At 71.1% G+C, this 7,896-nt stretch carries 6 protein-coding genes; 5 read left to right on the plus strand and 1 reads right to left on the minus strand.

The genetic code is table 11. The annotated features are described in order from the left end of the window. Positions 1-242 precede the first annotated feature (242 nt). Positions 243-1,031, minus strand: coding sequence for a hypothetical protein (locus tag ABZT02_RS42940; RefSeq protein ID WP_356028172.1), 789 nt, complete (start codon positions 1,029-1,031; stop codon positions 243-245). A 372-nt stretch (positions 1,032-1,403) separates the two neighbouring features. On the opposite strand from ABZT02_RS42940, the gene ABZT02_RS42945 reads away from it, so the two are divergent. The 5 genes from ABZT02_RS42945 to ABZT02_RS42965 are packed head-to-tail and all read left to right on the plus strand — an operon-like array spanning position 1,404 to position 7,027. Next, positions 1,404-4,199, plus strand: a complete 2,796-nt coding sequence (locus tag ABZT02_RS42945; protein WP_356028175.1) for a nitrate- and nitrite sensing domain-containing protein — start codon at positions 1,404-1,406, stop codon at positions 4,197-4,199. Then, positions 4,196-4,699, plus strand: a complete 504-nt coding sequence (locus tag ABZT02_RS42950; RefSeq protein ID WP_356028177.1) for a roadblock/LC7 domain-containing protein — start codon at positions 4,196-4,198, stop codon at positions 4,697-4,699. Before ABZT02_RS42945 ends, ABZT02_RS42950 begins: the two co-directional genes overlap by 4 nt. After that, positions 4,696-5,100 (plus strand): DUF742 domain-containing protein, encoded by a 405-nt coding sequence (locus ABZT02_RS42955; RefSeq protein WP_356028179.1) that lies wholly within the window; start codon positions 4,696-4,698, stop codon positions 5,098-5,100. The genes ABZT02_RS42950 and ABZT02_RS42955 overlap by 4 nt, the downstream gene beginning before the upstream one ends. Further along, a complete protein-coding gene (locus tag ABZT02_RS42960) occupies positions 5,081-5,749 on the plus strand; it encodes an ATP/GTP-binding protein (RefSeq protein WP_356028182.1) in 669 nt (222 codons plus the stop codon). Before ABZT02_RS42955 ends, ABZT02_RS42960 begins: the two co-directional genes overlap by 20 nt. A gap of 24 nt (positions 5,750-5,773) precedes the next feature. Continuing rightward, entirely contained in the window at positions 5,774-7,027 is a 1,254-nt protein-coding gene (locus tag ABZT02_RS42965) for a styrene monooxygenase/indole monooxygenase family protein (RefSeq protein ID WP_356028184.1), read from the plus strand. Positions 7,028-7,896: the final 869 nt, after the last annotated feature.

A 7,896-nucleotide genomic window follows, 5' to 3' on the forward strand; every position in this document is an offset into this window, starting at 1 on the left:
GCTCGGGCGTCCGCTCCGGCTGAGCCCCCGTCGGGCCCGTGCCCGCCCCCGTCGGGCCCGTGCCCGGTCCGGCCGAGCCCCCGCCGGGCCCCTCCCGGTCCGGGGCCGGTGACCGCGTCGCGCGGGCGTCCGTTCCGGTGGCCGCCCTCGACCGGTCGCGGCTCGGGGCGACCGGTCGAGGGCCGGGTGTGTGTCGCCGTGCGGCCGACGCGGGCAGGGGCACGTACCGCGCCGCTCGCCCGTCAGAGCTCCGCGTACACCACCGACGCGTCGTCGTGGGTCTTGCCGCGCCCCAGGTACGTGCGGGGCTCCGCGTCCGCCCGCTCCAGGGCCCGGACGCGGTCCACCAGCGCCTGCGCGCCCTCCTTCCGTACGAAGGTGAAGCAGTCCCCCCAGCCGCCCTCGTGGAACTTCTCCACCCACCGGGCCGCCCCGTCCGTCAGGGCCAGCAGGCCACGCACCGACGACCGCGGCAGCACACCCGTCACCGCGCGCCCCGCCACCGAGGGATCCGCCGCCGCCGTGAAGAAGCCGCCCTCCTTGTTGCGGAGGTTGGCGTCGACCAGCGCGTCCGTGGCCAGCGCGGAACGCGGGAGACGTGACAACCGGTCGTCCAGCACCGGCGTGACCACCCCGTCGGTCGCCTCCACCAGCAGTGCCGAGTCCGACAGGACCAGGTACTCGACCGTCTCCGGGGACCACCGCGCCATCACCACCGTCGCCTGCGGCGTACGTGGGTGAGAAAGGTCACAACCTTCACCATGTGTCTCAGCTGTGCGCGCGATCGCCCGGGACAGCACCTCGACCGCCGGAACATCCATGAGCGAAACGGCCAGTTCGGTCAGCGCCCCGCCGAGGTGGGCCGTGAACCAGGGGACGGAATGCAGACAGCCCGTCGGACCGGCCGGCGGCGTGACACCGTCGAGGGCGACCAGCACGCCGCCCCGTCCGGAGGCGGGGAGCGCGACGCTCGCGAAGTCCTCGTTGGGCCGCTGGACATCGCCGGGTTCCGAGACAAGTTCCGTACGCATTCAGCCAGTCTGCACGAGCCCTTCACAAGCTCCGTCAAAGCATGGCAACGGTCGCGGAATTGACGCAGTTGCGCAGGTCAGACGCCAGGTTTGGGGTGGAATGGCTGACTCCGGGCAAGCGTGGTGGCGAATACTGCCATCGGTCTCCGCCGACGTCCAACCGGCCTGCCGCACACGGGTTGTGCGTGTGCCGCAGGAACTTGCCCGCCAACTCCCCTCCGGGGTTCACTCCTTCGGGTGGCGGCTCTGGCGATGCGCGACCACCGCCCACCGGCGCTGGGAGGGTCGGGAACCGTACCCCGGTGTGCACACCAGTTGACGGAGCGTCACCCCGGGCCCATGGGTATCACGAGTTCAGGAATGCGAGCAGCGGTGCAGAAGACGCGGCCTCGTCGCACAGGCAAGCAGACGGCCTCCGGCAACGGCGCGGAGCGCACACCCGCCACGCCCGGCGCCCCCGAGACTCCTGTCGGCAAGGGCCGCCCCACCCACGTCCGCACGCGGCTGATTCTCGCCGTCGCCGTCGTGGCCGCCGCGATCGCCGGGGCCGGCGCCCCCTCCCTCGTCACCGCCTCCGGCGAACTCCAGGACTCCCAGGACCTGGTGACACTCGCCGAGCAGACCCAGGACGCCCTCGACCTCGCCCACGCGCTCGCCGACGAACGCGACGAGGTCACCCCCTACATCGCGGCCGGGCGCCCCAGGTCGAAGGCGCCCGGCGAGCAGTCGAGCGCCCGCGTCGACCGCCAGGTCGAGGAACTGCGCGCCGACAGCGACCTGTCCACCACTCTGCGCGCCGACCTCGACGACATCGCCGCCGTACGACGCTCCGCCCTCACCGGCAAGAACACCGCGCTCCAGGCGCACACCGCCTACTCCGCCGCCATCACCGAACTCCACCGGCTCGCCGAGGAACTGGCCGAGAGGATGCCGGCCCGCGCGGGCGCCGGCGCCTACTCCCTCGCCGAGCTGGACTCCGCCGTACAGCAGGCTGCCGCCACCCGCGGACTGCTGCTCGCGGCGCTCAGCGTGCCGACGACGACCCAGAGCGTCTACGACCCGATCACCGGCCTGACGAACACCGAGAAGGTCGCCTCGAAGGCCGACGCCGCCCAGCGCGACGCGCTCAGCGCCGCCGCCCAGCAGGCCCGGCTGCGCTCCGACGCGGCCCTCGCCGACTTCCTGGACTCCGCGCCCGCCGCCGCCAAGGCGAGCTACGACTCCACGGTCACCGGCTCCGAGGTCAACTCCGCCGACAAGTACCTCGCCGCCCTCACCGACCAGCCCACCCTCACCGACGGCGAACTCGGCACCGGCACCAGCAAGCTCGACGCGGCCCTCTCCGCCCGCGTCGACCTCATGCGCGGCGCCGAGTCCGCGCTCTTCGACCGCCGGGTCAAGGAGCTCGCCCAGCTGCGCGACGACGACGTCACCGCGCTGGAGCTGCGCGTCGCGATCCTCGGCGCCCTGATGCTCCTGGCCGTCGGCATCGCCACCGCCATGGCCCGCACCCTCACCCGCCCCCTCTCGGTGCTGCGCCGCGGCTCCGCCCGGCTCGCCGGGGCCGAGGACCCCACCACCGAGGAAGCGGTCTCCTTCACCGGCCGCAACGACGAGTTCGCCCAGGTCGTCCGCTCCGTCAACGCCCTGCACGCGCACGCCGTCGCGCTCGCCGAGCGGATAGCCACCCTGGAATCCGACCGCAAGCACCTGGTCGGCCAGCGGCAGAAGATGGCGGACGCCCGCGAGCAGCTCAAAAGCGAACTCGCCGATTCCACCGCCCAGTTGGAGCGACTGCGCACCACCATCGGCGCCACCTTCGTCAACCTGGCGCTGCGCACCCTCGGCCTCGTCGAGCGCCAACTCGGCGTCATCGAGGGCCTGGAGGAGCGCGAGCAGGACCCGGAGCGCCTCGCGACCCTCTTCAAGCTCGACCACTTCGCCACGGTCATGCGCCGCCACAGCGAGAACCTCCTCGTCCTGGCCGGTACGGAACACGTGCAGCAGAGCGCCGGGCCGGTACCCCTCGTCGACGTGGTCCGCGCCGCGGTCAGCGAGATCGAGCGCTACGAGCGCGTCCGCATCGCCGCGCTGCCCCCGCACGCCCACGTGGCCGGCTTCGCCGCGGACGACCTCTCGCACCTGCTGGCCGAACTGATGGAGAACGCCACCTCGTTCTCCCCGCCCGACCTGCCCGTCGAGGTCTCCGGCTGGCTCCTGGAGAGCGGCGAGGTCATGCTCTCCGTCCAGGACGAGGGCATCGGCATGACCGCCGAGCGGATGGCCACCCTCAACTCCCGCCTCGCCGACTTCGATCCCGAGGCCGCCTACGAGTCGTACGACGAGGGCGACGAGGGTCTGGGCCTCGGCCTGTACGTCGTGGCCCGCCTCGCGCACCGGCACGGCGTCCGCGTGCAGCTGCGCGAGCAGAAGCAGGGCGGTGTGGCCGCGGTGGTGGTCCTCCCGAAGACCCTGCTCACCGCCGCGCCCACGTCCGCCGTACCGGCCTCCGGCACCGGCCCGGTCACCGGCGCGACCCACTCCTTCTCCCTCCCCGGCGCCGACGCGGAGGTCAACTCCAACGTCCTGAACGGCCGTTCGCAGGGCGGTGACCCCCTGGTCGCCATGGCCGAGAAGGCCGTACGCCACGCGGAGGCGGAGTCCCCGGCCGAGACGACGACGGAATCCCTGGCCGAGACGACGACGGAATCCCCGGCCGAGACGACGATGGAACTCCTGGCCCCGGTCCCGGCACGGGAAGAGCCGGACCCGGCTCAGGATGAGCACGAGCCGGTGCGGCCGGACCCCGTACCGGACGAGCCGTCCGCACCCGCACCCGCACCCTCGGCCGCACCCGCGGCCGACGGCGAGGCCGAGACCGAGCACACCCGCGCCGACGAGGAGCCCCTCACCGACAAGGGCCTCCCCAAGCGCACCCCCAAGATCACCGCTCCCACCGCCCCGGCCCCGCGCCGGCGCAACGCGTCCGTGGACGCCGACGCCCTCCGCCGCAGGCTGGGCGGCTTCCGCCGGGGGGCGGAGGCCGGCTACCGCGACGTGGAGGCGGAGATCAAGGAACAGACCGGCGAGACCAAGCTGCCGACCGCAGAACAACGCACCGCATCCGAAGAAGCCACGGGGGGCACAGCCGAGGAGGCAAGCAGTTGACCGCGCCCAGTACCTTCGGACTGAGTCGTGAAGCCCGCAATCTCCACTTCCTGCTGACCAACCTCGTCGAGGAGGTCCCCGGCGTCCAGTCCGTCGCCGTGGTCTCCTCCGACGGCCTGCTCCTGCTCTCCTCCGACGCCGACCGGAACGCGGAGGCGCGGGAGGCCCGTGAGGGGAAACCCTCCGGCCCGCGCGGCTCGTCCGCCGACCTCGCGACCATCGTCTCCGGCATCGGCAGCCTCACCCTCGGCGCCGCGAAGCTCATGGACTTCGGCGCGACCAGACACACCATGATCGCGATGGACGACGGCAGCCTGTTCGTGATGTCGATCAGCGACGGTTCGCTGCTCGGTGTGCACGGCTCCGCGGACTGCGACATGAGCGTGGTGGCCTACCACATGGCCCTGTTCGTCGGCCGCGCCGGCCACGTCCTGACCCCCGAACTCCGCAGCGAGCTACGCCAGTCGCTGGAGAACGACGTGACAGGGAGCGCCCGATGACGAACAGGCCCGAGCTCCCGGTCCGCGGCGGCGACCGCAAGGCCGCCCGGGTCCGCCCGTACTCGCTCACCGGCGGCCGGACCCGCTTCGGCCACGTCCTCCTCGTCGAGACGTTCGTGGCGGCGCTGGAAGCCCCGGAGGAGCGCAAGGAGCTCACCAACGGCTCGCTGAAGTCGGTCATGCCGGAGCTGCGGGCCATCGTCGAACTGTGCCGCCGGATGCGCACGGTGGCCGAGATCGCCGCGCTGCTGAAGATGCCGCTCGGCGTGGTCCGGGTGCTCCTCAGCGACCTCGCGGACCAGGGAAAGATCCGTGTGTACGGCACCGGGACCGGTCACGGTACGGGCCGTCCCGACCGCGCTCTGCTGGAAAGGGTGCTGAGTGGACTCCGTCGTCTCTGACGCCGCCGCTGCCTCCTCCCGTGGCCACGGCTTTGGCGTCCCCCCGTTCGTCGATGTCGAGACCGACGACAACCTGAAGTCCTGGCAGACGGACCGCACGCGGGCCCCCATCGCCACGAAGATAGTCGTGGCCGGCGGCTTCGGCGTCGGCAAGACCACCCTCGTCGGTACCGTCTCGGAGATCGAGCCCCTCCAGACGGAGGCGCTGATGACCGAGGCCAGCGAGCAGGTCGACGACCTCTCCGGCACCCCGGAGAAGGTCACCACCACCGTGGCCATGGACTACGGCCGCATCACGCTCGACGACGACCTGGTCCTGTACCTCTTCGGCACCCCGGGCCAGGAGCGGTTCTGGTTCATGTGGGACGACCTGGTGCGCGGCGCGATCGGCGCGGTCGTCCTCGCGGACACCAGACGGTTGAAGGACTGCTTCCCGGCGCTGGACTACTTCGACGGCTGCGGGATGCCCTACGTCGTCGCGGTCAACCACTTCGACGGCAGTGACCGCTTCGAACCGGAGGATGTGCGGGAGGCCTTGACGATCCCCGCGCACATACCTGTCATGATCATGGACGCGCGGCGGAAGATCTCGGTGATCGAGACCCTTCTGTCCCTCGTCGGCCACGCACTGGACGTCACCCCCGAGTAGCCCTGGTTAGGAGCCATCACCCGCATGCGGAAGATACTCGTCGTCGGAGCCGGCCAGTCCGGACTCCAGCTCGCCCTCGGCCTCCAGTCGCACGGGTACGAGGTCACCCTGATGTCCAACCGGACGGCGGACGAGATCCGTTCCGGCCGGGTCATGTCGACGCAGTGCATGTTCCACACGGCACTCCAGCACGAGCGCGATCTCCAGCTGAACTTCTGGGAGTCCCAGGCCCCGAAGATCGAGGGACTCGGCGTCTCGGTGGCGGCCCCCGGCTCGTTCGACCCGGGGCCCTCGCAGCGCGCGATCGACTGGCTGGGCAGGCTCGACGGGTACGCGCAGTCGGTCGACCAGCGCGTGAAGATGGCCGGCTGGATGGAGACGTTCGCCCAGCGCGGCGGCCAGCTCGTCATCCACGGCGCGGCCGTCGGCGACCTCGACTACTTCTCCCGTACGTACGACCTCGTGCTGGTCTCGGCCGGCAAGGGCGAGCTGGTGTCGATGTTCGCCCGTGACCCGGAGCGCTCCCCTTACCGCGAACCGCAGCGCGCCCTCGCCGTCTCCTACGTCCACGGCCTGGGCCCGCGTCCCGAGCACCCGGACACCGAGGCCGTCCGCTGCAACCTCGTCCCCGGTGTCGGCGAGCTGTTCGTCATGCCGACGCTCACCACCTCCGGGCGCGCCGACATCCTCTTCTGGGAGGGCATACCCGGCGGCCCGCTCGACGTCTTCAACGGCGTGAAGGACCCGGCGGAACACCTCTCCCTGACCCTGGAACTCATGGAGAAGTTCCTGCCCTGGGAGTACGCGCGCGCCACGAACGTCGAACTCACCGACGCCGGTGGCACGCTGGCCGGCCGCTACGCGCCCACCGTGCGCAACCCGATAGGCCGCCTGCCCGGTGGGGGACTGGTCCTGGGCGTGGCCGACGTCGTCGTCGCCAACGACCCGATCACCGGGCAGGGCTCCAACTCCGCGTCCAAGTGCGCGGCCGCCTACCTCGCGTCGATCCTCGACCAGGGCGAGAAGGAGTTCGACGAGGAGTGGATGCGGGCGACCTTCGAGCGGTACTGGGCCACCGCCCAGCACGTCACCAAGTGGACGAACGCGATGCTCGCGCCTCCGCCGGAGCACATCCTGAACCTGATCGGCGCGGCCGGGCAGCTGCAGCCGGTCGCGGATCGGTTCGCCAACGGCTTCGACGACCCCGCCGACTTCGAGAACTTCTTCTATGAGCCGGAGAAGACCGCTGCCTACCTCGCCTCGGTCACCGGAGCCTGACGGGCCTCTGACCTGCGGCTCGGCCGTCGTTGCCTGTCGTCATCTGTCGGCGTTGGCCACCCCCGGACGGCCCACAGACGGCCCGGCTCGGGGCCCGATCTGCCGCTATCGATAGCGGCAAGGGGTGCTAACGATAGCGGCACCGCTAGCGGCCAAAACCCGAGGTGACCAGCACGTTAGCGGATAGCGGCTGTCTGGTCAGACCCCGGAATCGCGCCGTACGGTGCCTCTGAGAGGGGCACCGCCGGATCGCTATCAGGCCCGGCCACACCACTGGGCCGTCGCGGGGACGGGGCAGCGGGAGCTCCCGCCGCTACTGGGTAGTGGGGTCCCCAGTAGAACCCCCCACTACGGCTCTTGAGCCGCGCTACTGGGGTCCTCTCCTGGGTAGTGGGGTGTGCCCCACTACCCAGGAGAGCTGTCCAGCGGCAGGCAGTGTGCCGCTGGACATGCTTGTCGCGTCGCTTGTCGTCTGGCTTGTCGCTTGTCTTGTCTTGTCGCTTGTCGGGTCGCAGGTCAGACGTGGTTTCGGTGCCCAGCAGGCCTGCGGGCGCCCTTGTCCTGCGGGCGACAAGCGACAAGACAAGCGGGTGCCGGCAGGGCGTGGCCCCCTCGTTGGGGAAGAGCAAGAAGGAGCGGCCTACGGCCGCGCAACCCTCGGCAGCTCGCTACGCTCGCGCGGCGACGCCTTCGGGGCCAATGGGCAGGATGTATCGGCGCAAGGTCCCCCCTCGGCAGTGCTGTAGTTGCGCCGCCACAGTGACAGCCGCACCAGTCTCGGCGACGCCTGAATTCTGACCCTCTGACGGCGGATCAAAAGTGACCCTCTGGGTGGTCTTCGCCTGAACCTGATCTTGATCGGAAGGTCA

It is taken from the genome of Streptomyces sp. NPDC005402, from assembly GCF_040606575.1.
Lineage (GTDB): Bacteria > Actinomycetota > Actinomycetes > Streptomycetales > Streptomycetaceae > Streptomyces.